General features: G+C 59.4%; 22 protein-coding genes. 12 read left to right on the top strand and 10 right to left on the bottom strand.

Annotated elements, in window-relative coordinates; all coding sequences use genetic code 11:
* Positions 1-38 precede the first annotated feature (38 nt).
* The 4 genes from KOL70_RS09915 to KOL70_RS09900 all read left to right on the top strand — a co-directional run bounded on the left by KOL70_RS09915 (position 39) and on the right by KOL70_RS09900 (position 4271).
* Positions 39-1355: an amidohydrolase family protein gene (locus KOL70_RS09915; RefSeq protein WP_215480594.1), complete on the top strand. Its 1317-nt coding sequence runs from the start codon at positions 39-41 to the stop codon at positions 1353-1355.
* A gap of 53 nt (positions 1356-1408) precedes the next feature.
* Positions 1409-2596: an arabinose transporter gene (locus KOL70_RS23585; protein WP_072208956.1), complete on the top strand. Its 1188-nt coding sequence runs from the start codon at positions 1409-1411 to the stop codon at positions 2594-2596.
* A 10-nt stretch (positions 2597-2606) separates the two neighbouring features.
* Positions 2607-3371 carry an SDR family NAD(P)-dependent oxidoreductase gene (locus tag KOL70_RS09905; protein ID WP_215480593.1) on the top strand — a complete coding sequence of 255 codons (765 nt, stop codon included), beginning with the start codon at positions 2607-2609 and terminating at the stop codon, positions 3369-3371.
* Positions 3372-3494: 123 nt separating this feature from the next.
* Positions 3495-4271 (top strand): DUF3750 domain-containing protein, encoded by a 777-nt coding sequence (locus KOL70_RS09900; RefSeq protein ID WP_215480592.1) that lies wholly within the window; start codon positions 3495-3497, stop codon positions 4269-4271.
* Between the two features lie 54 nt (positions 4272-4325).
* On the opposite strand, the gene KOL70_RS09895 is transcribed toward KOL70_RS09900, so the two are convergent.
* The 6 genes from KOL70_RS09895 to ppk1 all read right to left on the bottom strand — a co-directional run bounded on the left by KOL70_RS09895 (position 4326) and on the right by ppk1 (position 10936).
* Positions 4326-4505, bottom strand: coding sequence for a hypothetical protein (locus KOL70_RS09895; RefSeq protein WP_010617609.1), 180 nt, complete (start codon positions 4503-4505; stop codon positions 4326-4328).
* A gap of 47 nt (positions 4506-4552) precedes the next feature.
* The gene (gene mgtE / locus KOL70_RS09890; protein WP_215480591.1) at positions 4553-5989 is read right to left on the bottom strand and encodes a magnesium transporter; all 1437 of its coding nucleotides are present in this window, start codon (positions 5987-5989) and stop codon (positions 4553-4555) included.
* Between the two features lie 124 nt (positions 5990-6113).
* Positions 6114-6299 (bottom strand): YfgG family protein, encoded by a 186-nt coding sequence (locus tag KOL70_RS09885; RefSeq protein WP_022548292.1) that lies wholly within the window; start codon positions 6297-6299, stop codon positions 6114-6116.
* Positions 6300-6719: 420 nt separating this feature from the next.
* Positions 6720-7319, bottom strand: coding sequence for a tellurite resistance methyltransferase TehB (tehB, locus tag KOL70_RS09880; RefSeq protein WP_215480590.1), 600 nt, complete (start codon positions 7317-7319; stop codon positions 6720-6722).
* 27 nt (positions 7320-7346) lie between these two features.
* A complete protein-coding gene (ppx, locus tag KOL70_RS09875; RefSeq protein ID WP_021506582.1) occupies positions 7347-8870 on the bottom strand; it encodes an exopolyphosphatase in 1524 nt (507 codons plus the stop codon).
* 5 nt (positions 8871-8875) lie between these two features.
* Entirely contained in the window at positions 8876-10936 is a 2061-nt protein-coding gene (gene ppk1 / locus KOL70_RS09870; protein WP_215480589.1) for a polyphosphate kinase 1, read from the bottom strand.
* Between the two features lie 183 nt (positions 10937-11119).
* On the opposite strand from ppk1, the gene KOL70_RS09865 reads away from it, so the two are divergent.
* From KOL70_RS09865 to pstB, 3 genes are read left to right on the top strand one after another with little or no spacing between them, the layout of a single operon-like run.
* Complete coding sequence (locus tag KOL70_RS09865) at positions 11120-13213, top strand: ABC transporter permease subunit (protein ID WP_215480588.1); 2094 nt, start codon at positions 11120-11122, stop codon at positions 13211-13213.
* Positions 13210-14808 (top strand): phosphate ABC transporter permease PstA, encoded by a 1599-nt coding sequence (pstA, locus tag KOL70_RS09860; RefSeq protein WP_215480587.1) that lies wholly within the window; start codon positions 13210-13212, stop codon positions 14806-14808. The genes KOL70_RS09865 and pstA overlap by 4 nt, the downstream gene beginning before the upstream one ends.
* A 12-nt stretch (positions 14809-14820) precedes the next feature.
* On the top strand, positions 14821-15588 hold the full coding sequence (gene pstB / locus KOL70_RS09855; RefSeq protein ID WP_021506586.1) for a phosphate ABC transporter ATP-binding protein PstB: 768 nt from the start codon (positions 14821-14823) through the stop codon (positions 15586-15588).
* Positions 15589-15672: 84 nt separating this feature from the next.
* On the opposite strand, the gene purN is transcribed toward pstB, so the two are convergent.
* Positions 15673-16311: a phosphoribosylglycinamide formyltransferase gene (purN, locus tag KOL70_RS09850; protein ID WP_021506587.1), complete on the bottom strand. Its 639-nt coding sequence runs from the start codon at positions 16309-16311 to the stop codon at positions 15673-15675.
* Positions 16308-17348 (bottom strand): phosphoribosylformylglycinamidine cyclo-ligase, encoded by a 1041-nt coding sequence (gene purM / locus KOL70_RS09845; protein WP_021506588.1) that lies wholly within the window; start codon positions 17346-17348, stop codon positions 16308-16310. The genes purN and purM overlap by 4 nt, the downstream gene beginning before the upstream one ends.
* A gap of 240 nt (positions 17349-17588) precedes the next feature.
* On the opposite strand from purM, the gene upp reads away from it, so the two are divergent.
* From upp to hda, 3 genes are all read left to right on the top strand, one after another.
* The gene (gene upp, locus KOL70_RS09840; RefSeq protein WP_010617600.1) at positions 17589-18215 is read left to right on the top strand and encodes a uracil phosphoribosyltransferase; all 627 of its coding nucleotides are present in this window, start codon (positions 17589-17591) and stop codon (positions 18213-18215) included.
* 217 nt (positions 18216-18432) lie between these two features.
* Positions 18433-19716: a uracil permease gene (uraA, locus tag KOL70_RS09835; protein WP_058781750.1), complete on the top strand. Its 1284-nt coding sequence runs from the start codon at positions 18433-18435 to the stop codon at positions 19714-19716.
* Positions 19717-19808: 92 nt separating this feature from the next.
* Positions 19809-20510 carry a DnaA inactivator Hda gene (gene hda, locus KOL70_RS09830; RefSeq protein WP_215480962.1) on the top strand — a complete coding sequence of 234 codons (702 nt, stop codon included), beginning with the start codon at positions 19809-19811 and terminating at the stop codon, positions 20508-20510.
* Here hda and arsC read toward each other — a convergent pair.
* Entirely contained in the window at positions 20507-20854 is a 348-nt protein-coding gene (gene arsC / locus KOL70_RS09825; protein ID WP_058781751.1) for an arsenate reductase (glutaredoxin), read from the bottom strand. The genes hda and arsC overlap by 4 nt on opposite strands.
* 181 nt (positions 20855-21035) lie before the next feature.
* A complete protein-coding gene (locus KOL70_RS09820) occupies positions 21036-22499 on the bottom strand; it encodes a M48 family metallopeptidase (RefSeq protein WP_058781752.1) in 1464 nt (487 codons plus the stop codon).
* Positions 22500-23196: 697 nt separating this feature from the next.
* Here KOL70_RS09820 and KOL70_RS09815 point away from each other — a divergent pair.
* The gene (locus tag KOL70_RS09815; RefSeq protein ID WP_215480586.1) at positions 23197-23802 is read left to right on the top strand and encodes a DsrE family protein; all 606 of its coding nucleotides are present in this window, start codon (positions 23197-23199) and stop codon (positions 23800-23802) included.
* Between the two features lie 27 nt (positions 23803-23829).
* Entirely contained in the window at positions 23830-24438 is a 609-nt protein-coding gene (locus tag KOL70_RS09810) for a DsrE family protein (protein WP_021506594.1), read from the top strand.
* The last annotated feature ends 38 nt before the right edge of the window (positions 24439-24476 follow it).

The following is a 24476-nucleotide window of genomic DNA, read 5'->3' as shown; positions in this document are numbered from 1 at the left end:
TGACCGCCGGATTCCTGATCCCTTTTGAGGAGAATGTTATGACTGTACGGCGCACCCTTTTTAAAGGCGGCACTATCCTGACGCTGGACGCCAGCGTGCCCGACCTCGTCTGTGGCGATGTGCTGATTGAGGACGATCGTATTGCCGCCGTGGGGGAAAACCTTTCCGCCGACGATGCGCAGGTGATTGATGCCCGCGGCCATATCGTGATGCCGGGCCTGGTAGATGCGCATCACCATATGTGGCTGGGCGCGATGCGCCGCCTGATGCCCAACGTTGACGACCTGTTTGTCTATATCGATGTGGTGGCAGAAACGCTCGGCGCGCATTACCGTCCGCTGGATATGTACCTCAGCACCCGGCTGACCGCGCTGGCTTGCCTGGATGCCGGCATCACCACGGTGATTGATGCCTGCCACAGTTCACGCAGTCCGGCGCATACCGATGCGGCGCTCGACGCGCTGCAGGAGAGCGGTATTCGTGCGCTGCACATGGTTGGCGCAGCAATGGATAAGCAGGCTTCCAGCGATCATCTGCCGGGCGATCTGGCCCGTCTCGCCAGCCGCTGGAACCACGCCGGCAGTCGCGTGCAGGTTGGCCTGTTTGGCCAGCTCAACCTGGCGTGGTGGCGCGTGGCGCGCGAGCTGGATATGCGCATTCTCACCGAGTTTATTGGTGACCTGGCGCAGCTGCCGGCGGAGTTTGCCGAACCCGGCTTGCTGGGTCCGCACAACATTTTCAACCACTGTACGCGCGTACCGGCGCACACCTGGCAGCAGCTGGCGGACGCGGGCGTCAACATTACCGTGAATCCGCGTTCGGATGCGCTGTTTGGTTTCGACGACGACAGCTTTGCCTGGCAGCAGGCGGTCGATCGCGGAATGACGCCGGCGCTCGGTATCGATCTCGATACCGCCTTCGGCAGCGATCTGTTCGGTGAAATGCAGGCGCTGTTTAACCAGCAGCGCTCAGCGATGCGCTATCGCCGCTTCCGGGGCGAAAGCGACGTACCGGCACCGATTAGCGTGGAAGCCGTACTGCGGTCGGCAACGATTAACGGTGCGCGTGCGGCCGGGCTGGAGCAGCAAACGGGCACGCTCACGCCAGGTAAACAGGCTGACGTTATTATGCTGCGCACCGATGGTATCGGCGTTTTCCCGCTGACCAGCGTGACGGCAACGGTGGTGCAGGCGGTGCAACGCGCCGATGTTGATACCGTGATGGTGGCGGGTGAACTGCGTAAACGTCATGGTCAGTTGCTCAACGTCGATGTGGCACAGCTGAACGCGGAAATCACCGCTTCGCGCGACTATCTGCTGAATGCCAGCGGCTATCACCATCCTTTGTTTGCCTGATTTTCCGCAGCGCGGCGGCCTGCCGCGCTGTCTGTTCATTTATGGAGGCTGTTATGTCTGCATTAAGCGCGCAGGCTGAAGCTGCGCATTTGTCGCGACCGGCGACCGGCGTGATTGCCGCGCTGTTTTGCGGTTATCTGGCGGTCGGCTTGCCGCTGCCGGTAATCCCGCTGTTTATCCATCAGCATCTCGGTTTCAGCAACCTGTGGGTCGGGCTGGTGATCGGGATACAGTTTGTTGCCACCGTGCTGACGCGCGGTTACGCCGGTCAACTGACCGATCGCGTTGGCGGTAAGCGCTCGGCGCTGCAGGGCGCGGCGGTGTGTGCGCTGGCTGGCGTGCTCTACTGGCTGGCCGCGCTGCCGGGCTTTTCACCGGCGGTCAGTCTGGCGCTGGTGATTGCCGGACGGCTGGCGGCGGGTATGGGCGAAAGCCAGTTCGTCACCGGCTGCGTGGCCTGGTCAATCGCCTCGGTCGGGCCACAGCGTGCCGGTCTGTCGATGTCCTGGACCGGTATCGCCATGTTTGCTGCGCTGTCGCTCGGTGCCCCTGCCGGCATGATGCTGTATCAGCATGTCGGCTTAGCGGCGGCGATGCTGGCCTGCATCGCGGCTCCGCTGCTGGCGGCGCTCATCGCCACGGCTGCCAGCGGTTATCGCGTGGTCGGGGGAACACGTTTGCCGTTCTATCGGGTGATTGGCCGCATCTGGCGTGAAGGCTGTGGCCTGATGCTGCAGGGCGTCGGACTGGCCGGCCTGACGGCCTTCGCCTCGCTCTACTTCGCCGCGCGTCACTGGCAGCTCGCCGGCTGGGTGATGACCGCGTTTGGCGTTGGTTTTATCGCCGTGCGCCTGGTGCTGGGACATCTGCCGGATCGCATTGGTGGCTACCGCGTGGCGGCTTATTCACTGCTGGTGGAGGCGCTGGGGCAGATGCTGCTGTGGTTTGCGCCTGACGAAACGCTGGCACTCACCGGCGCTCTGATTACCGGTCTTGGCTGTGCGCTGATCTTTCCCGCCCTCGGCGTGGAAGCGCTGAAGCGCGTGCCGCCGGCCAGTCGCGGCAGCGCCATGGGCGCCTTCGTTGCTTTTCTCGACATCGCTTATGGTATTTCCGGACCGATTGCCGGTGCCATCGCCAGCCACTTCAGCTATGCCGCCGTCTATCTGTTTGGTGCGGCCTGTGCGCTGCTCGGTGCGCTGCTGGCGCTGACATCGCGCGCCGCTTCACTTCACGCTTAAGGAGTTTTCCATGTCACGTATTTTTATTTCCGGTTCATCCACCGGCCTCGGGCTGATGGCGGCTGAACTGCTGGTTGAGCAGGGCCATCAGGTGGTGCTGCACGGACGCAACGCCGCGCGTGCCCGCGCCGCGCAGGAAGCGCTACCGCAGGCTGAAGCCGTGGTCAGCGGCGACATGATAACCATCGCCGGCGCCCGCAGTGTGGCGCAGCAGGTTAATGCGCTCGGCAGATTTGATGCGGTGATCCACAACGTGGCGGTTGGCTATCGCGAGCCTTATCAGTTAACCGCAGATGGCCTGCCGCATCTGTTCGCCATCAACACGCTGGCACCCTATATTCTTACGGCGCTGATTGAACGGCCGCAGCGGCTGATTTACCTCAGCTCCGGCATGCATCATCATGCCGAAGCTAACCTGGATGATATTTTGTGGCAGCGGCGGCGCTGGCACGCTTCACAGGCTTATGCTGAGAGTAAACTGCATGATGCCATACTGGCGTTTGCCATCGCCCGGCGCTGGCCGCAGGTATACAGCAACGCGCTGGAGCCTGGCTGGGTGCCGACCAAAATGGGCGGTGCCGGGGCACCCGACGATCTTGATCAGGCGCATCGTACCCAGGTGTGGTTAGCCACCGCCGATGAGGCGCGCGTCAGCGGGGAGTATTTTTATCACCGTCAGGCGCTGGCGGCTAATCCGCAGGCGCGCAATCCACGGCTACAGCAGCAGTTGCTGGCGATATGCGCCGATATCAGTGGTATCGCCCTGCCTGACTAAGGAAAAATCAGCTGACCGGGCACCGCAACGCATTTTTTGTCCACCGCATAGTTGGTGAATACAGACGCTGCCGTTTCGGCGCATCATGGCGGGAGCGTTTTTTCACCACCGGGATGTCCATGCATGTTGCCTGTTAAAGCTGTTTTACTCTCTTTTCTCTGTGTGGTGTTACTGTCGCTGGCGGCCAGCCTGGCGCAGGCGACGCGCAGCGGTGAGTTCACCACCGAACGCGGTGGCTGGGCGACGGCGCGGCGTGATTCGGCCGGGCTGGCACCGGATCCGCAGCGCTTCGCCAGTGAGGCGATTGTGCAGGTGTATGCTGCGCCGACCTACGGCTGGAAAGGTGCGGTGGCCGTACATCCGTGGATTATCTTTAAGCGCGCCGGAGAAACCCGCTACAACCGCTATGAGGTGATCAGCTGGGGCAGCGGCGATAAAGTGCGGCGCAACAGCAATCTGCCGGACGGCTACTGGTACGGTGCGCGTCCGCGTTTGCTGGTGTCACATCGCGGTGCGGCTGCGCAGGCGATGATCCCGCAGATTGAAGCGGCGATTCAATCCTATCCGTGGCCCAACACCTATCATGCGTGGCCGGGCCCCAACAGCAACACCTTCCTCGCTCACATTGGCCGTGAAGTGCCGGCGCTGAAGCTCGATTTGCCCGCCAATGCCATCGGTAAGGATTTCCGTTCGCTGCTGCATCCGCTTGGCCTGCCGCCATCCGGGCGCGGCGTGCAGCTGTCGCTGCTCGGCGTGCTGGGCGTCACGCTGGGTGCGGAAGAGGGCGTGGAGGTGAATGTGCTGGGACTGAATCTGGGGCTGGATTTCACCCCGCTGCGTCTGCGGCTGCCGTTTATCGGCGGGGTGGGGCAGGATAATTTACAGAAGGATAAGCCCTGAAACAGCGCCGCGCCGCGACAGCATCGGTTCGCGGGCGGCGCGGGCTCGCAGCCGTTAACAGACGCCGAAATCCCCGTCTTCATGATAGAGATTGACGCTGTCGGCCTTCACCTCGATCTCTTTTTTGATCGGATCGTCAACGCGTGCGCACCACAGCGTATCGCCCGCAACGCGCAGCACCTGCATTTTTGGACCACCGGTTTTCGCCTGCACAAAATCATCCACGTTAAACATCACTGCTCTCCAGCTGATTAGGGATCAACGCTGATTGTAGCTGCGCTTTAGTGGCCGTGCAGCAGAAACAGCGTGGCCAGACCGAGGAAGATAAAGAAGCCGCCGGTATCGGTGATGGCGGTGATCAGTACGCTGGAGCCGACCGCCGGGTCGCGTTTGAGTTTGGTCATAATCAGCGGAATCAGCACGCCCATCAGCGCCGCCAGCAGCAGATTCAGCACCATCGCCAGCATCATCACGCCGCCCAGTTGCAGATTGTCGTACATCAGCCAGGTTACGCCGCCCATGATGCCGCCCCAGAACAGGCCGTTAAGCAGCGCCACGCCGAGTTCACGCGCAATCAGAAACGAAAAGTTGCCGGGTTCAACCTGATGCAGCGCCAGCGCGCGCACGATCATGGTGATGGTCTGATTGCCGGTGTTACCGCCAATGCCGGCGACAATCGGCATCAGCGTGGCCAGCGCCACCAGCTGCGAAATGGTGTCCTCAAACAGGCCAATGACGCGCGAGGCGATAAATGCCGTACACAGGTTGACGGCCAGCCAGGTCCAGCGCTTTCTTACCGCTTTGCGCACCGGTGCAAACACGTCTTCACCCTGGCTGATGCCGCCCATCTTACGGATGTTGCTTTCGTTCTCTTCGTTCACCAGGTCAATGACATCTTCCACGGTGATACGGCCAATCAGCTTGCCTTTGGCATCGGTCACCGCAGCAGAGATCAGGTTATAGCGTTCGAAGGCGCTGGCGGCCTCTTCCGCTTTGTCATCCAGCTGGAAAGTGGTGGGGCGCGCGTTCATCACCTCGGCCACCAGCGTTTTAGGTTTGTTGAGCAGGATATCGGTCAGCGCCAGTTCACCCAGCAGCTGATTGTGTTCGTCGGTGATAAAGATTTTATCGGTGCCGTCCGGCATGCTTTTGCGCTTGCGCAGAAAGCGTTGCACCGTCGCCAGCGTCACGTCTGAGCGCACGGTCAGGATATTGAAGTCCATCACCTGGCCGACGCGATCGCGATCCAGCTCAATCACGTCCAGCAGCCGGGCGCGCAGGCTGGGATCGAGCGTGGTGAGCAGGCGGCCGGTGAGATCGCGCGGCAGGTAACGCGCCAGATAGACCTGATCGTCAATATCCAGCGGCTCGATGGCGCGAAGGATTTCGCGGTCGGTCATCTCTTCCGTCAGGCTGGCCCATACGGTTTCGGAGGCCTCCACCAGCACGCGACCGCGCTGTTCGTAGGGCACCAGCCGCCATAGCGCCAGACGCTCCTCTTCCGGCAGCGCTTCGAGAATGTCCGCCAGGTCGGCCGCGTGCAGCTGCGGCAGTTCATGCTCCAGCTGCTGACGCCAGCCGGTGATTTTGCGCAGTTCGGTGGCATTGAGGTCGACGGATTTATCCAGCAGCACATCGACTAAATCGTGCTCGCTGAGCAGAAGGTGCAGAATTCGCTGGCGGGTTTCTGATAGTTGTTGTGCGTGCGAAGCAGACATAACGCGTCCTTTGTGTCTGTAAAGTCAGGTCAAAGTGTAGCGCGTTGCGGGTAAAGTGGGCGTAACAAGCAGCATTGCCGCGGCGGACAATGTGATGGCAGAGCGACGATGACCCGCAAATTCCTTAGCGCGTCTCGCTGGTGCTCAGTGTGACCGGTTCAGGTGCGGCTTTCTTTTGCTGATGATGCTCGATGGCACCGGGAATAATGAAAATCAGACGGCCAACCAAAATAAAGAAACTGATCAGCAAAACAATGCGGGTCATGGTACCGGTTTTGGGACGTCTTCGTGCAGAGATGGCGCTATTCACGCGGGGTGGTTCCTGTCAAAGCCCGGCTGGGCGGTGGCAACATTTAGTCACAACCCGACCGGGAGGTCAACCGCTGCGTGAAAAATGAGCAGAAAAGGTTAAGGTTGCTTTGATCGATATCAGCCGGCGGGCGAAGCGTGCGTCATCGACTCAGCAGGGGCGTCATTTATGACGACCGAAAGCCGCATGATGTAACGCTTGCCAGTTAACCTTTGATTTTATTTAAAAAGAGGCAATTTTCGTAGCGGCGCAATTTATTGCGCGATGAATCGCGCCGCTACGATAGGGTGCGGGTTGCGTTTTCGTCACCGAACGGCATTACGCCATTGATGGCGACCGAAACTCGCATACTTTCACCAACCGCATTAATCCGTTGTAGGGTCGCCATTCATGGCGACCGGACCATCATGATGCCAGCCATCAGTAGCTGGCTTTCTGCGCCAGCAGGGTAGCGAAGCGATACTTAATGCGCTGACCGTGTTCATCGCGGCGATGCAGTTCACCGACCTCTTCGTTGTACTTCACGATGTGCCAGTTACGAAAATAATGGCTCAGTTCGCCCGATTTAAAGGTAAACGGGAAGTTTTGCGTGTTGGGATAATCGTCGGTGCTCATCGCCGCCACAATCAGGTTGTAACCGTACTTGCGCGTGCTGGCCTGCATATCGGCGATCAGCTGCGGGATGGTCGCCGGCTGCAGGAACATCATCACCACGGTGGAAAACACAAACTGATAATCACCGTTGAAGCGCACCTGATTCAGGTTGCACTGTTCGGTATGTATCTGCTGCAGCTGCTCTTCCGCGATGATGCTGTTAAGGCGTTCCAGACTCTGCGGATTGTTGTCCCAGGCGGTCACCGCAAAACCGTGCTGATTAAGCAGCAGGCTGTTGCGGCCCTGGCCGCAGCCGAGGTCCAGCGCGTTACCCACTGCCAGTTTTGGCAGCGCGGCCAGCACTTCGGAGTGGGGCGGCGTCAGACCGTATTTCTCCGCAAAATAGTTATCGGGGCGTGTTGTCATAGTGCGATTGCGGGCCTGAAGCCCGCGTTACTCCTCTTCCAGCATCAGTTTCCAGCCGGTGACGTCATTCCAGTAAGCCTGCTCCCGCTCCAGATCCAGCTGAACCAGCGTGTTCTGGCTGAGGAAACCGGCCGGGAAGGTCAGCGTCCAGTGACCATCGTCGGTGCTCAGCTTCAGCGTGTCGGGGCGCGTGGTGGCCTGACGCTGATTGTTCAGCAGGGTGCCGAGCCGCAGCAGGAAGATCATCGGCAGGAATTGTTTCTTTTTAAACAAGGTGAAACGCGGCATCTCATCCTGCTTCACCGCTTTACGGTGGAAGCGTACCAGCGTGGCCAGCAGCATCTGTTGATCCTGATTAAAGCCCGGCATATTGGAGTTCTGCAGGATGTAGGCCGAATGGCGCTGCATACCGCTGTGGTTGATGGTCAGCCCGACTTCATGCAGCAGCGCTGCCCACTTCATTAGCGCCGTCAGCTGGGGATTTGCCAGCTTCGGGTTCTGCTCCAGCCACTGGCTGTACAGCTGCTCGGTGGTTTCCAGCACGCGGCGTGCCTGGTCGCTGTCGATGGCGTAATGATTTGCCAGGCTCTGCGCGGTGCGGCTGCGGATATCCTGATGGCGGAAGCGGCCCTCCATCTCATACAGCACGCCTTCACGCAGCGCGCCATCCGACAGGCGCAGCTCGCGAATGGCCAGCGCGTCAAACACGCCACACAGAATCGCCAGCCCCGGTACAAACACTGCCTTGCGCTCGTCCGACAGGCCCGGCAGGCTCAGGGCAGCAAAGGATTTGTGCTTCAGCACTTCGCTCACCAGCATGTCGAGGTTTTCCGGCGTCACGCGCTTCTCTTTCTCGCCCATCGCCAGCAGCACTTCACAGGCCGCTTTGATACTGCCGGACGCGCCCAGCGCATACTGCCAGCCCTGCAGACGGTATTGCCACGCCAGCGTTTCCAGCTTTTGCGCGGCGGCCAGTCGGGCGCGGCGGAAATTCTCCTGGCTAATCTCGCCTTTCGGGAAGTAGAGGTTGGCGAAGCTGACGCAGCCCATGCGGCGACTCTCCACCAGCTGCGGCTCAAAATCTTCGCCGATCACCAGCTCGGTTGAACCGCCGCCGATATCAATCACCAGCTTGCGGCCTTTCTCCGGCTGCGTGTGCTCAACGCCCATAAAGATCAGGCGCGCCTCTTCATTGCCGGAAATCACCTCGATCGGATAAGGGATGACCTCCGCAGCGCGCTGCAGAAACTCTTCCGCGTTGGACGCGATGCGCAGCGTGTGCGTACCGACGATGGTGACGTTGGCGGCACTGAACCCCTGCAGGCGCTCGGCAAATAGCGCCAGGCAGCTCAGCCCGCGCTCCATCGCCTCTTCGCTCAGGCGATTTTGCGCATCCAGCCCGTCGGCGAGGTGCACGCGCTGTTTCAGGCGTCCCAGCACCTGCATGGCACCATCCACCACACGGGCAATCACCATGTGGAAGCTGTTCGAGCCGAGATCGATGGCGGCGAATTCCTGCGGTTTCGGCGTACTTTTATGGGAGATTGGCATAGGCGTTATTCGGGTTGTTCCAGTTTCTTGATGTAATCGTAAATCGCCAGCTGCGAGCGCACCTTCTTGCGATTGCCGCGCGGAACATAACGGTTACTCAATTCTTTGTCTACGATGCGGGCTTTTACCGTATCACTTAACAGAATGGCAATGATATCCAGTATGCGCTGTTTCAGGCGCGGATCGAGCACCGACACCGCCACTTCGATACGATAATCGATATTGCGCGTCATCCAGTCCGCCGACGACAGGAATACTTTTTTATCGCCGCCGCTTTCAAAAATATAGACGCGGTCGTGCTCAAGGTAGCGGTCAACGATACTGCTGATGCGAATATTTTCACTGATGCCCGGCAAATCGGGGATCAGCGAGCACATGCCGCGCACCAGCAGGTTGATCTTCACGCCGGCCGACGAGGCGGCATACAGCCGATCCACCAGACCATTGTCTACCAGGTTGTTGATTTTCAGCGTAATGCCGGAAGGATTGCCCTGCTGCGCGTTGGCAATCTCGTTATCAATCAGCTGATACAGCATGGCGCGCGAGTTTTGCGGCGACACCATCAGGTGTTCGAACGTTACCGGGCGATACGGGTTTTCGATAAAGTTAAATACGCGCCGGACTTCGTTGGTGATGCGCGCATCGGCGGTCAGCAGCGAGTAGTCAGTGTAAATACGCGCGGTTTTTTCGTTGAAGTTGCCGGTACCAATGTGGGCGTAACGCACCACTTCTTCGCCCTCGCGGCGGGAGATCAGGAACAGCTTGGCGTGAATCTTCAGGCCGGGCGCCGAGAAGATCACATGCACGCCCGCTTCGGTCAGCCGCTTCGCCCAGCGAATGTTGGCTTCTTCATCAAAGCGCGCCTGCAGCTCGACCACCACCGTGACCTTTTTACCGTTGTAGGCGGCGTGGATCATCGCATCCATAATGCGCGAATTCTTGGCCACGCGGTAAATGTTGATCTTGATGGCCAGCACGTTCGGGTCAAACGACGCCTGACGCAGCAGCTCCAGCACGTGCTCAAAGGTGTGGTACGGATAGTAAAGCAGCACATCGCGGTTGCGGATGGCATCAAAGCCGTTGCGGAAGCCATCAAAACCGATATGACGAATCTGCGGCAGCGGACGATTTTCCAGATTGGCTTTACCCACGTTCGGGAAGCCGATGAAATCTTTGAAGTTATGATAACGGCCGCCCGGCACAATCGAGTCGTAGCTGGAGATCGACAGCTTATGGCGCAGCATTTCCACCATCGCATCGGGCATATCGCGCTGATAGACAAAGCGCACCGGCTCGGCGGTCAGGCGCTGTTTCAGGCTGGAGGACATCAGCTCCAGCAGGCTGGATTCCATCTCCGTGACCAGATCGTACTCGGCGTCGCGCGTCATTTTCATTGAATAGGCGTTCAGCGCGTCGTAATCAAAGAAGCCTTTGAAAATCTCATCAAGGCAGTAGCGCAGAATGTTATCCAGCAGAATCATGGGTTTGCGACGGCGCGGCGATTCTGCCGGCAGATTCACAAAGCGCGGCACTTTATCGGACGGGATCTCCAGCAGGGCGTAACGGATTTCTTCGCCGCGGATAATCTCTACCGCCAGATAGGTGTAATCGTCTTTCAGGAACTCAATCAGGTCGGTGTCGTGGTTGATCAGAATTGGCGTGACGTGCTGGCGCAGCTGATGCTTAAAGTAGTAGCGTAGCCACTCCTGCTGATTGGGTGACAGCTGGCGCTCGTTGATCAGGAAAATCTGGTTGCGCGCCATTTCCAGCAGCAGATCGTTATACAGCGCATCGAACTCCTGATCCGATTTCTGTACCCGCAGCTGAATCTTTTTCAGCAAATGGCGCAGGGTGGTGGGCGTCCCCTGTTCTTCGCCAATCAGAATGCGGCGCTTGAGATCGGCAAAGCGCACTTTGTAAAACTCTTCCAGGTTATTGGAATAGATGCCGAGAAAACGCATGCGCTCAATGAGCGGATTGCTTTTATCAGCGGCTTCCTGCAGCACGCGTTCGTTAAAGGTTAACCAGCTTAGTTCTTTTTCTATATACAGCTTTTCCTGACCCATTCTGACTCCGTGATGCTGTTGCTGGACGGAATGTCCGGCGGAATTAACGCATAATTGCGGTTCCGCTCAGTGTCCTCCACCATTATGGCGAGAGTATGGCAGCCTTGTCCAACCTCAACAGTTGTCTTATCAATCAGCTACGGGCAACATAGCGGCATAACTTCAAGGGTAACTCTGGCCTGCATGAGCATAAATCGTATTCCTGTCCACTTTAGTGACCGTCGTCGACGCGCCATCGATCAGTTCGTGCGCCGCATCGTCACGGCCTGCGGTGTGGGAATTTTACTGCTGATGCTGCTGCTGTTCTTCTGGCTGATCTGGGTGGTGATGCCGCTGTTCAGCGCGCCGGGCATGCAGCCGACGCTCAGTCAGCAGCTGTGGGACAAAGCCCCGGCGCTGGCGCTAGGCAGCGAAGGCCAGCTCGGCTGGCGCATCAGCCGCAACGAGGCACGTTTTATTCCGCTCGACGGCCAGCCAGCGGGCGACGCGCTGGCGCTGAACGGGCAGCCGCAGGCGGCGGTGACCAGCAGCAACGGCAGCAGCGTATTGCTCAATTTGCAGGGCGATCTGTTGCTGATGCAACCGCTCATCCACGGCCAGCACGGTGAATGGTATTTCCCGCTGGGCGATCGGCCGCTGCATCTGCCGCAGGGCGCGGTCAGCCAGATGGCGCTGGCAGTGCCGGGCGATCACCAGTGGCGCATCGCCGCGCAAACGCCGGCCGGTATCAGCCTGCTGACCTTTGCCGGCCAGAAACGCGTCGACCTGATTGTATTGCCCGGTGAGCAGGCCGACCTGATGCGGTTGTCGCCGGACGGCACGCTGCTGTACACCAGTGCCGGACGGCTGTTGCGGGTGTGGCAGATTACGCCGCAGGGCGCGCAGCTGCGGGAAACCCAGACGCTGACTCAGCAACCGCGCAGCCTGCAACTGCTGGCTGGCGGGCGCAGCTTACTGATTCAGGATGCGCGTGGCATTCAGCAATGGTTTGCCATCACCGGCGACCACGGGCCACGGCTGCAGCAGATTCACACCTTCACGCACAGCGCGGGTGTGCTCGGTATCGTGCCTGAGGCGCAGCGGCGCGTTTTTGCCAGCTTTGACGCGCAGGGCGTGGTGCGCCTGTTCGCCAGCAAGCAGGCGGGCCCGATTTTCACGCGCCAGCTGGCCGCGGGCATCAGCGCGCTGGCGTTGTCTCCGCGCGGCGATAGCCTGATCGTCGAGCGTGCCGGACAGTGGCAGCAGTTCGCGCTGGATAATCCGTGGCCCGATTTCAGCTGGCGCAATCTGTGGCAGAAAATCTGGTATGAAAACTATCCGCAGCCGGACTGGGTATGGCAGTCCACCGCCGCCGGCGACAGCTATCAGGCCAAATTCAGCCTGATGCCGCTGGTGATCGGCACGCTGAAAGCAGCGTCGCTGGCGCTGCTGTTTGCTACGCCGCTGGCGCTGGCGGCGGCGATGTATACCGCATGGTTTATGTCGCCGGGCCTGCGCCGCTGGGTCAAGCCGGGCATTGAAATGATGGGCGCGTTGCCAAGCGTGGTGATTGGCCTGATCGCTGGCGTGTGGCTGGCGCCGCACATCAGTCGCGCGCTGCCCAGCGTGATGCTGCTGCCGCTGGTGCTGGCCGCCACGCTGCTGCTGTGCGGCGTGCTCAGTCCGCGTTTGCCGGCGCGCTGGCGGCGGCCCGGTTTTGAAGTGCTGCTGCTGATGCCGCTGCTGTTACTGGTGACGTTACTGACGCTGTGGCTGCCGACACTGTGGTGGCCGCAGATGGGCGAACAGCTGGCGCACTATGAGCAGCGTAACCTGCTGGTGGCGGCGCTGGCGATGGGCTTTGCGCTGGTGCCGCTGATCTTTACCCTGGCGGAAGATGCGCTGTTTAGCGTGCCGGTGGCGCTGGGGCAGGGCTCGCTGGCGCTGGGCGCGACACCGTGGCAAACCCTGACGCGCGTGGTGCTGCCGGGCGCGTCGGCAGGTATTTTTGCTGCATTGATGATCGGCTTTGGCCGTGCGGTGGGCGAAACCATGATCGTACTGATGGCCACCGGCAACACGCCGGTGAGCGAAGGCGGACTGTTTGCCGGGCTGCGCGCGCTGTCGGCCAATATCGCCATTGAAATGCCGGAAGCCGCGGCGGGCAGCGCCCATTATCGCATCCTGTTTCTCAGTGCGTTGCTGCTGCTGATATTCACGCTGGCGATCAACACCGTGGCGGAACTGATTCGTCAGCGGCTGCGCCAGCGCTACAGTCAGCATGAGGGGCAGGCATGAGCGCGCTGCGTCAAAACGATCGCTGGCGCTGGCTGACTGCCGGTGCGGTCGCCGTCTGCCTGCTGGCATTTACCTTATTAATCGGCCTGCTGGGCTGGCAGGGCGTCAGGGCGTTCTGGCCGCAGCCGGTCGATCAGTATCAGTTCCAGCCGCCGCAGGGGGCACCGCTGATGGTGCTGGGTGAAACGCTGGATCGCCAGCAGCAGGGCGATCGCTGGCGCTATGTAGTGAAAACCGGCAACCGCGATTTTGCCGCGCCGGATTTCCGCGTCATCGTCAGTCAGGGCGAAGCGCAAACCCGACGCCCGGCAGAGGCGCTGGTGCTACAGCGACGCAGTGGCGGCAATGCCTACGGCTGGCTGGTGGAGCTGCGTGAAGACAACGAGGTGCTGACCGCGCGCGACCGCGATGCACTGCTGCAGCAGCGGCTGAAGCAGGTGCATGAGCAGCTGCGCCAGGCGAGCAACATCCGGCGTATCGAGATGGCGCGCCTTAACGCGCAGCTGGAGAGTCTGCAACAGCAGGCTGACGAGCAGCGGCGCGGTGGTCACTTCAGCCTGCAGGATCAGTCAGAACTGGATGCCAACAGCGCGGCGCTGCATAAACGCTTCGGCGCGCTGGCGCAGCAGCTGGCGCATCTGCAGCATGAAAGCCAGCGCGATACGCTGGTGCTGCGCGACGTGCAGGGCGACGATCATCTGATTCCGCTGGCGCAGGTGGTGGCCGCCTGGTATCCAAACAGCCTGAGCATCGGGCAGAAAATCGGGCATTTCCTCAGTCAGATCTGGCAGTTTGTCAGTGACTCGCCCACCTCGGGCGGCAGTGAAAATGGCGCGCTGCCGGCGATTTTCGGCACTGTTTTGATGGTGCTGCTGATGTCAGTGATTGTCATGCCGCTGGGCGTGGTGGCCGCCGTCTGGCTGCACGAATACGCCGGGCGCAACGCACTCACCCGGCTGGTGCGCATTGCGGTGGTGAATCTGGCTGGCGTGCCGTCGATTGTGTATGGCGTGTTTGGCCTCGGCTTTTTTGTCTGGCTGATTGGCGGCACCCTCGATCAGCTGTTCTTCTCCCGCTCGCTGCCCAATCCTACCTTCGGCACGCCCGGCCTGCTGTGGGCGGCGCTGACGCTGGCGCTGCTGACGCTGCCGGTAGTGATCGTCGCCACCGAAGAGGGGCTGTCGCGTATTCCGGACAATCTGCGTCAGGGCTCGCTGGCGCTGGGCGCAACCCAGGCAGAAACCCTGTGGCGCGTGGTGCTGCCGCTGGCGGTACCGGCAATGCTCACCGGCCTGATTCTGGCGGTGGCGCGCGCCGCCGGCGAAACCGCACCGCTGATGTTGGTGGGCGTGGTCAAAATGGTGCCAGAGCTGCCGGTCGATGCGGTGTTTCCTTACATGCATCTTGACCGCAAATTTATGCATCTCGGTTTTCAGATTTACGATCTGGCTTTCCAGAGCCCGAACATCGACGCCGACCGACCGCTGGTGTATGCCACGGCACTGCTGCTGGTGGCGATCATTCTGTCGCTCAATCTGCTGGCGATGGTGCTGCGCCATCGCCTGCGCGAGCGCTACCGGTTAATGACGCACTAAAAAGGTTTACACATGACGCCCGATTACGCTATTGCGCTCACCGTTAATCAGCTGTCGCTGTGGTACGGCGAACGCCAGGCGCTGAATAACATTGATTTGCAGATCCCGAAGCATCGCATCACGGCGCTGATTGGGCCCTCCGGCTGCGGTAAATCGACGCTGCTGCGCTGCTTCAATCGCATGAACGACGTCATTGATGGCTGCCGCATCGAAGGTGAGATTCTGCTCGATAGCCACGCGGTGATGCAGGCGAACCAGGATCTGCCGGCGTTGCGGCGGCGCATCGGCATGGTGTTCCAGCGTCCCAATCCGTTTCCCAAGTCGATCTATGAGAATGTGGTTTACGGTCTGCGTTTGCAGGGCGTGCGCGATCGTCGCGTGCTGAATGAGGCCTGCGAGCGCGCGCTGCGGGCGGCGGCGCTGTGGGGCGAAGTGAAAGATCAGCTGGGGCAGAATGCGCTGACGCTGTCGAGCGGTCAGCAGCAGCGTCTGGTGATTGCGCGCGCCATCGCCATCGAGCCGGAAGTGCTGCTGCTGGATGAACCCACCTCGGCGCTGGATCCGATCTCGACGCTGGTGATTGAAGAGTTGATGACCACGCTGAAGCAGCATTTCACGCTGGTGCTGGTGACGCACAACATGCAGCAGGCAGCGCGCGTATCCGATTACACCGCGTTTATGCATAACGGGCAGCTGGTGGAGTTTGATGAAACCGACCGGATTTTCACCGCACCGCAGGCGCGGCGCACCGAGGATTATATTACCGGCCGGTTTGGATAGAGAGGGGCGTTGTTCACGTGGTCGCCGTGAATGGCGATCTCACGAGATGCCCCGTAGGGTGCGCATTCATGCGCACCTGGTCAATCAATCGTGCGCATAACCTTCCGGCGGCAGCGGTTCGCCATCTAACCACGCTTTGCCCGCGCGCATCTGCAAGCGTCCTTCGACAAACCAGCTGATCACCAGCGGATAAATCGCGTGCTCCTGATGCTGCACGCGGGCGCTGATCTCAGCTTCGTCATCGTCAGCAAATACCGGCACACGCGCCTGCAGAATGATCGGTCCACCGTCCAGCTCGTCAGTCACAAAATGCACCGACGTACCGTGTTCCGCGTCACCGTTCGCCAGCGCCTGGCGATGCGTATGCAAACCGGGATATTTCGGCAGCAGCGACGGATGAATATTCAGCAGACGATCGTGATAGTGCGCGACAAACGCCGGGCTCAGAATGCGCATATAACCGGCCAGCACCACCAGATCAGGTGCATAAGCGTCGATCTGCTGCATCAACTGGCGGTCAAAGGCGTCGCGATCGGCGAAATCCTGCGCGGACAGCGCGTGAGCAGGCACGCTGGCCTGCTGCGCACGCGTCAGACCATAGGCCGAGGCTTTATTACTGAAAACGGCAGCCACGCTGCCGTTGATACGCCCGCTCTCGCAGGCGTCGAGGATGGACTGAAGATTGCTGCCGTTGCCGGAGATCAGTACAACCAGTTTCTTCATGGGTTAATAACCACACGCTCTTCAGCATCTGACGCGTTAATCACGCCAATTTTCCACGCCTGCTCGCCAGCCGCGGTCATCAGCTGTACCGCTTTGTCGGCATCGGCCGGGCTCAGCGCAATCACCATGCCCACGCCGCAGTTAAAGGTGCGGTACATCTCGTGACGGCTGACGTTACCGGCCTGCTGCAGCCAGCTGAATACCGCCGGCCACTGCCAGCTTTTCTCGTCAATCACCGCCTGGGTGTTATCCGGCAGGACGCGCGGAATGTTTTCCCAGAAGCCGCCGCCGGTCAGGTGGGCAATGGCGTGCACGTCCACCTGCTCAATCAGGCTAAGGATATTTTTCACGTAGATGCGGGTCGGCGCCAGCAGGTGATCGGCCAGCGGTTTGCCTTCCAGCTGTTTGGTGGTGGGATCGGTCTGGCTGACTTCAAGAATTTTACGCACCAGCGAGTAGCCGTTAGAGTGCGGACCGCTGGAGCCCAGCGCGATCAGCACGTCGCCATCCTGCACTTTGCTGCCGTCGATGATCTCGGACTTTTCCACCACGCCGACGCAGAAACCGGCCACGTCGTAATCTTCGCCGTGATACATGCCCGGCATCTCAGCGGTTTCACCGCCGACCAGCGCACAGCCCGACTGCAGACAGCCTTCGGCGATACCGGTGATCACCGCGGAGGCGGTATCCACATCCAGCTTGCCGGTGGCGTAATAGTCGAGGAAGAACAGCGGCTCAGCGCCCTGTACCACCAGATCGTTCACGCACATCGCGACCAGATCGATGCCGATGCTGTCGTGGCGTTTGAGATCCATCGCCAGACGCAGCTTGGTGCCGACGCCATCAGTTCCGGAGACCAGCACCGGCTCGCGGTATTTCTGCGGCAGCGCACACAGCGCGCCAAAGCCACCCAGTCCACCCATCACTTCCGGGCGGCGGGTTTTCTTTACTACGCCTTTAATACGGTCAACCAGATCGTTACCAGCATCAATATCAACACCGGCGTCTTTGTAGCTGAGAGAGGTTTTGTCGGTCACTGCGGAATCCCCACGCGATTGCGGTTGGTGGCAAAAATTAAGCGCGGCAATTCTACCAGCGCAGGCAAACGTTTGCGAGTCCCATCTCAGGGCACCTTTGCAGCGTGCTGATTTTTCGCTAATCCTTATTCTCAGGCGATTTGTGCACGTTACCTGACCAATCACCGGTGGCGCGGCGGTAAAAAGGCGGTATAATCCGGCGATTTTTTTTTAGCTCAACTCAATTCCGGGAGAATAATCATGAAGATCGTGGAAGTCAGACACCCGCTGGTCAAACATAAACTGGGCCTGATGCGTGAGCATGATATCAGCACCAAGCGCTTCCGCGAGCTGGCCTCGGAAGTGGGCAGCTTACTGACCTATGAAGCCACCGCCGATCTCGAAACCGAGCGCGTGACCATTGAAGGCTGGAACGGTCCGGTCGACGTCGATCAAATCAAAGGCAAAAAAATTACCGTCGTCCCGATTCTGCGTGCTGGCCTTGGCATGATGGAAGGTGTGCTGGAACACGTACCGAGCGCGCGCATCAGCGTGGTGGGCGTTTACCGTGACGAAGAGACGCTGGAGCCGGTGCCTTACTTCCAGAAGCTGGTGTCAAACATCGAAGAGCGTATGGCGCTGGTGGTTGACCCGATGCTGGCAACCGGCGGCTCGATGATCGCTACCATCGATCTGCTGAAGAAAGCCGGCTGCAACAGCATTAAAGTGCTGGTGCTGGTGGCCGCGCCGGAAGGCATTGCCGCGCTGGAGAAAGCGCATCCGGACGTTGAGCTGTACACCGCGTCAATCGATCAGGGCCTGAACGAGAAGGGGTACATTATCCCGGGCCTCGGCGACGCCGGCGACAAGATTTTCGGAACCAAATAAATAAACCAGCCGGCCAGAGAGTCGGCTTTTTTTTGGCAAAAATACCGTTCAGTCAGACACCGTATCGACAGGATGCACATTTTGTAGCGGCGCGATTTATCGCGCTGATGCCGGGCAAGCTATGGTGCCCATCCGGACAAGGCGCAATCAATTGCGCACTACGATAAGGTGCGGTGTTGACGAACGAGCATAAAAATAAACGTATAGGGGATAAATGATGACTCGCAGAGCCATTGGCGTTAGTGAACGCCCGCCACTGTTGCAAACCATTCCGCTCAGCCTGCAGCACCTGTTCGCCATGTTCGGCGCCACCGTGCTGGTGCCGATTCTGTTCCACATCAACCCGGCGACCGTGTTGCTGTTCAACGGCGTCGGCACGCTGCTGTATCTATTTATCTGTAAAGGCAAAATCCCGGCCTATCTTGGCTCCAGCTTTGCCTTTATCTCGCCGGTGTTGCTGCTGCTGCCGCTCGGTTATGAAGTGGCGCTCGGCGGCTTTATCCTGTGCGGCGCGCTGTTCTGCATTGTGGCGCTGATTGTGAAGAAGGCCGGCACCGGCTGGCTCGATGTCATGTTTCCACCGGCGGCGATGGGTGCCATCGTGGCGGTTATCGGTCTCGAACTGGCTGGCGTGGCGGCGAATATGGCCGGGCTGCTGCCCGCTGACGGCACTACAGCGGACAGTAAAACCATCATTATTTCGCTGGTGACGCTGGCGGTGACGGTGTTTGGCTCGGTGCTGTTCCGTGGTTTCTTCGCCATTATCCCAATCCTGATTGGCGTGCTGGTCGGCTACGCGCTGTCGTCGGCAATGGGTATCGTTGACTGGAGCGCAGTGGAAAACGCGCCGTGGTTTGCGCTGCCGACCTTCTATACGCCGCGCTTTGAGTGGGCCGCGATGCTGACCATCCTGCCCGCAGCGCTGGTGGTAATTGCCGAGCACGTGGGCCATTTGGTGGTGACCGCCAACATCGTGAAGAAGGATCTGATTCGCGATCCGGGTCTGCATCGCTCGATGTTCGCCAACGGCCTGTCGACCATGATCTCCGGCTTCTTTGGTTCCACGCCGAATACCACCTATGGTGAAAACATTGGCGTCATGGCGATCACCCGCGTTTATAGCACCTGGGTGATCGGCGGTGCGGCGATCTTCGCCATTCTGCTCTCCTGCGTCGGTAAACTGGCGGCCGCGATTCAGGCGATCCCGGTACCGGTGATGGGCGGGGTGTCGCTGCTGCTGTATGGCGTGATTGGCGCTTCCGGTATTCGCGTGCTGATTGAATCCAAAGTTGACTACAACAAAGCGCAGAATCTGATCCTTACCTCGGTGATCCTGATCATTGGCGTCAGTGGCGCGAAGGTGCACGTGGGCGCCGCCGAGCTGAAGGGCATGGCGCTGGCCACCATCGTCGGCGTTGGCCTGGCGCTGATTTTCCGGGTAATCAGTCTGTTACATCCGGAAGAAGTGGTGCTGGACGCGGAAGAAAAACGCGAGCTTTAAAGGATCCTGCGGGCAGGGAAGCCCGGTTCATCTCTGCGGAGGATCGTGATAAACTTGCCCGGTTTTCTGCCCGCTCATCCGTTGAGGTACTTCTGAACACGCCGGCACAGCTTTCACTGCCACTCTATCTACCCGATGATGAAACCTTTGCCAGTTTCTGGCCGGGGGAAAATCCGTCACTGCTGGCGGCGCTGCAGGGCGCGCTGGCGCAACAGCACGGCAGCTATCTCTACTTCTGGTCGCGCGAAGGCGGCGGCCGCAGCCATTTGCTGCACGCAGCCTGCGCCAAAATGTCCGCGCGCGGCGAAGCGGTGGGTTACGTGCCGCTCGATAAGCGCACCTGGTTCGTGCCGGAAGTGCTGGAAGGCATGGAGAATCTGGCGCTGGTGTGCATTGATAATATTGAGTGCATCGCCGGCGAAGCCGAGTGGGAGATGGCGATCTTCGATCTCTACAACCGTATTCTGGAAACCGGCAAAACCCGCCTGCTGATCACCGGCGATCGCCCTCCGCGTCAGCTCAATCTGGGCCTGCCGGATCTGGCGTCACGTCTCGACTGGGGACAAATTTACCGCTTACAGCCGCTGTCCGACGAGGACAAACTGCAGGCGATGCAGTTGCGTGCTGGCCTGCGCGGCTTTGAGCTGCCGGAAGACGTTGGGCGTTTCCTGCTGAAACGCCTCGACCGCGAAATGCGCACGCTGTTTGACACGCTTGATCGCCTCGATCGCGCCTCGATCAGCGCACAGCGCAAGCTGACCATTCCCTTCGTGAAAGAGGCGCTGGGGCTTTAGAGAATCTCCAGCACCGCTTCCGGCGGACGACCAATGCGGGCGCGGTCGCCCTGAATCACAATCGGCCGCTCGATCAGTTTTGGATGCTCCACCATCGCCTGTAACAACTGTTGTTCGCTGAGATCGTTACTGGCCAACCCCAGCGTTTTATAGATTTCCTCGCCACGGCGCATTAGCTCGCGCGCACTGTGCATGCCGAGCTGTTGCAGCAGCGTTTTCAGCGAATCGATGTCCGGCGGCGTGTCGAGATACAGCACCACCTGCGGTTCAATGCCCTGTTGCTGTAGTAGCGCGAGGGTTTCGCGGCTCTTGCTGCAGCGCGGATTGTGATAAATACGGACCATGTTTTTTTATCCTGCGTAATCCATTGTTGCCAGGTGCGCATGAATGCGCACCCTACGAATAACTGCTGGTGCGCATCAATATGCACCCTGCGAATAGATGAAAGGGTTTATCTGTCGACCGTAGGGTGCGCATTGATGCGCACCGAAATCCTGCCGGCCATCCACCCGCGTAACCGGCTATTTACCCTTTTGCATACTGCTTAAAACGCCGCTGTAACTCGCGGAACTGGTCGATACGCGCATCGTAACGCGCCTGCTTCAGGCTGCCGAGCGGCACCTGGGCGCTGGCGCTGCTCAGGGTGGTGATGGCCTGATCGAGCTGGCCGTTCAGCGCCAGACTCTCCGCCCGTGCCGAAAGCTCCTCATCGCTCAGCCCCTGCGCGGCTGAAGCCTGCGCCAGTAAATCCCATGCGTTGAGATCGTCAGGGTGCGCAAAGGTGTAGCGGTTAAGGATGCGGCTGGCGTTGGCCGGCTGCTTCGCCTCGACGTAGGCGTTCGCCAGGTTAAGCTGCAGCACCGGATTGGTCTGGCTGCCGCGGGCGGCGTTCAGCATGCTGATGGCCTGCTGCGGCTGGTTCAGACCGATGTCGATATCGGTCATGATATCAAGGAACCACAGGTTATCCGGCTGCTTCGCCAGCAGCGGCGCGATGATCTTTTTCGCGTTGGCAAAATCTTTCGCCTGCAGGAACTGTACCGCTTTGCCGTACTGCGCCGCCTGCTGTTCCCGCGTGTTGCCTTTGGCGTACTCATTCAGCAAATCGTCAGTCAGCTGATTGCGGCCGGTGGCGTACATACCCAGCGCGCGCACCTTCGCCATATAGAAATCCTGCGACGACTGCACCACCACCGGGCGCATCTGGTTGGCGCGGTTACGCGCGTCGGCCAGGCGGCTATCGGGCAGCGGGTGCGTAAGCAGAATTTCCGGTGGTTTTGACGAGAAGCGGCTTTGATCGGCCAGCTTTTGCAGAAACGCGGGCATCGCCTGCGGATCGAAACCGGCGCGCTGCAGCACCTGAATGCCGATGCGATCTGCTTCCTGCTCGTTGCCCTGGGTAAAGCTGATAATACCCTGCTGCGTACCAGCCAGCGTACCGGTCAGTGCCGCCATCCCGGCCTGCGGGCTGGCCAGCGCCAGCAGAATCGAACCCAGCGCGCCGACCCAGGTGAGCGGGGCGCTGCGCTTTTGCTCTTCCATGGCGCGCGCCAGATGGCGCTGCGTCACGTGCGAAATTTCGTGCGCCATCACCGACGCCAGCTGGCTTTCGTTATCGGTATAGCGGAACAGCGACGAGTGCAGCACCACATTGCCGCCAAAGAAGGCGAAAGCGTTGAGCTCGTCATTTTGAATCAGGAAAAAGTGAAACGGCGTGCGCACTGAATGGGCGTGTGCCACCAGCCGCTGGCCGAGTTCATTGATGTACTGATTAAGCAGCGGATCGTTGATCAGTGGCGCGCTGGCGCGCAGCTGGCGCACGTAGAAGTCGCCAATCTGCAGCTCCTGATTAATGGAAAGCGTGGAGCCTGCCGTGGTGCCCATGTCGGGCAAATTGTCGCTCAGATCGGCGCGGACACCGACCGCAGGCGTGAGCAGCAGCGCAGGAATAAGGGCCGCCAGCACTGATTTTTTCAACCGGTTAAACATGCCTTGATCCTGTAAAAGTCTCCTGCCATTGGACAGGAAAGTCATGCCAATGTTCTGTGGCGGCGTTTCCTTTTCTGCCGCGGCTCTATCTTAACCACAGTGAGGATACAAGCAAATGCCGCCGTCACATTGACGTGATGGCAAAGAATGGCTGACTGACGCGAAATTTGTAGCAAAAAATTGAATAGCGAAAAGGCAACATAAAAAGGCGCAGCGCACTGATGAAATTAAAGTTACGTAAAGTTGCTCAAAATAATTGAAGCTGGCATGGTTTTTTCCAGGTTTACTCTGAAAAACACGCCTGAAATCCCACGGTTGGCCCGCTTTATCCATCAGTGATTTTTATCGTGCTGCTCTGGCCGTGCATCACCAGCCCAGAAATGAATGGTCAGGTTTTGCTCACTGGTCAACTGGCGGCGCGCGATGACAGCATTAACCCACACGATGAGGCGCTGTCATCTGCTGTGCATCCCTTTCCCTGGTGACTGCTGGTTTTTCCGGCCAGCTATTTTTCAACTCGCCTGCACAGCTCAATTAACAGCCTTATTCAATCAGCTGGCGCAATGATTTCTGCTGGCAGCCAAACGCCGGACAGCCCGCCAGTACAGGCGTTTTGCCCGCCGCGCGCTGTGGTATAGATAAAGCACTTTTTCAAACGGACTGTGAATTAACGCGCAGTGCATGCCGGAGAGTTTCTATGCGTTCTGTTGTTTCCTATGCCCTGATTGCCATCGTGGGTGAGATGGTCGGTGCCGCCGTAATCAAAAGCGATGACCTGTATCAGCGTATCGCGGGCCATTTTTCCGCTGAACCTGCCGATCCGGACGGGTTCTGGAGCACGCCGGCGGTCGCGGGCTACGGCAAAATTCATTATGAAGCCGACGCCGCGTTTAAACCGGCGGTGGGGCTGAGCAACAAAGTGGTGTTCCAGCTGACCCGCAATGAAGGCGATATCAAACGGCCTAACCTCGGGCTGGAGCGCGTGGCGCGCGTGGTCAATCTGTACATCGCCGCTGGCGTACCGGCCGAACAGCTGCAGTTTGTGGTGTCGATGACCGGCGATGCCACGCCCGCCACGCTGGATAACGCGCATTTTAAGCAGTTTTACGGCGTCGATAACCCCAACCTCGCGCTGATTGGCGCGCTGAACAAGCTGGGCGTCAAAGTCTCGGTGTGCGATCAGTCGGTGGCGTTCCATCACTATCCGCGCGACTGGATCGACCGGTCGGTGATTCATGCATTATCCAGCCCGACCACGGTGTCGACGCTGGAAAATCAGGGCTATGCCTTTTTACAGATGTAATCGCGTCTTTGGTTAAGGAGAAGTGTCATGCGTCCAGCATCCTATATAGTTATCGCCGCGCTGGCGGGCTTTGTCGGCGGAAATGTGCTGCAGCTGCCGGAACTGGTGGATAAAGTCAGCGGCAAATTCGCTGACCAGAAAACCGAACCGGCGGATTTCTGGAGCACGCCGGCGATTGCCGGTTACGGTAAAATTCACTTTGTTAACACGCCGGATTACAACCCGGCCAACACGCCCGGGCTGAGCAATAAGATTGTGTTTCAGATCAACCGCAGCGAAGGGGATATCCATCAGCCGAACCTCGGCCTTGAGCGCGTGGCACGCGTCACTAACCTCTATTACGCGGCCGGCGTGCCGCTTAATCAGCTCAACTTTGTGGTGTCGATCAACAGCGATGCGGTGCCGGCCGCGCTCAATAACGATCAGTTCCGTAAAGCATACGGCAGCGATAACCCTAACCTGAAGCTGATTGATGAGCTGAAGAAAGCCGGGGTGAAAGTGACCATTTGCGACCAGTCGGTGGCCTTCCATCAGCTGGAGCGCGACTGGATTGATACCCGCGTCACGCATACGCTCTCCAGCGGCACCACCGTCGCGTCGCTGCAAAATGAAGGGTACGCCTTCCTGATGCTGTAATCCTGCCGACAGCAGTGCAGGCTGCTGTCATCTTTTCG

Origin of the sequence: Pantoea sp. B270 (genome assembly GCF_018726825.1) — a bacterium.
Lineage (GTDB): Bacteria > Pseudomonadota > Gammaproteobacteria > Enterobacterales > Enterobacteriaceae > Pantoea > Pantoea dispersa.
This window is presented reverse-complemented; position numbering and strand designations above follow the sequence as displayed.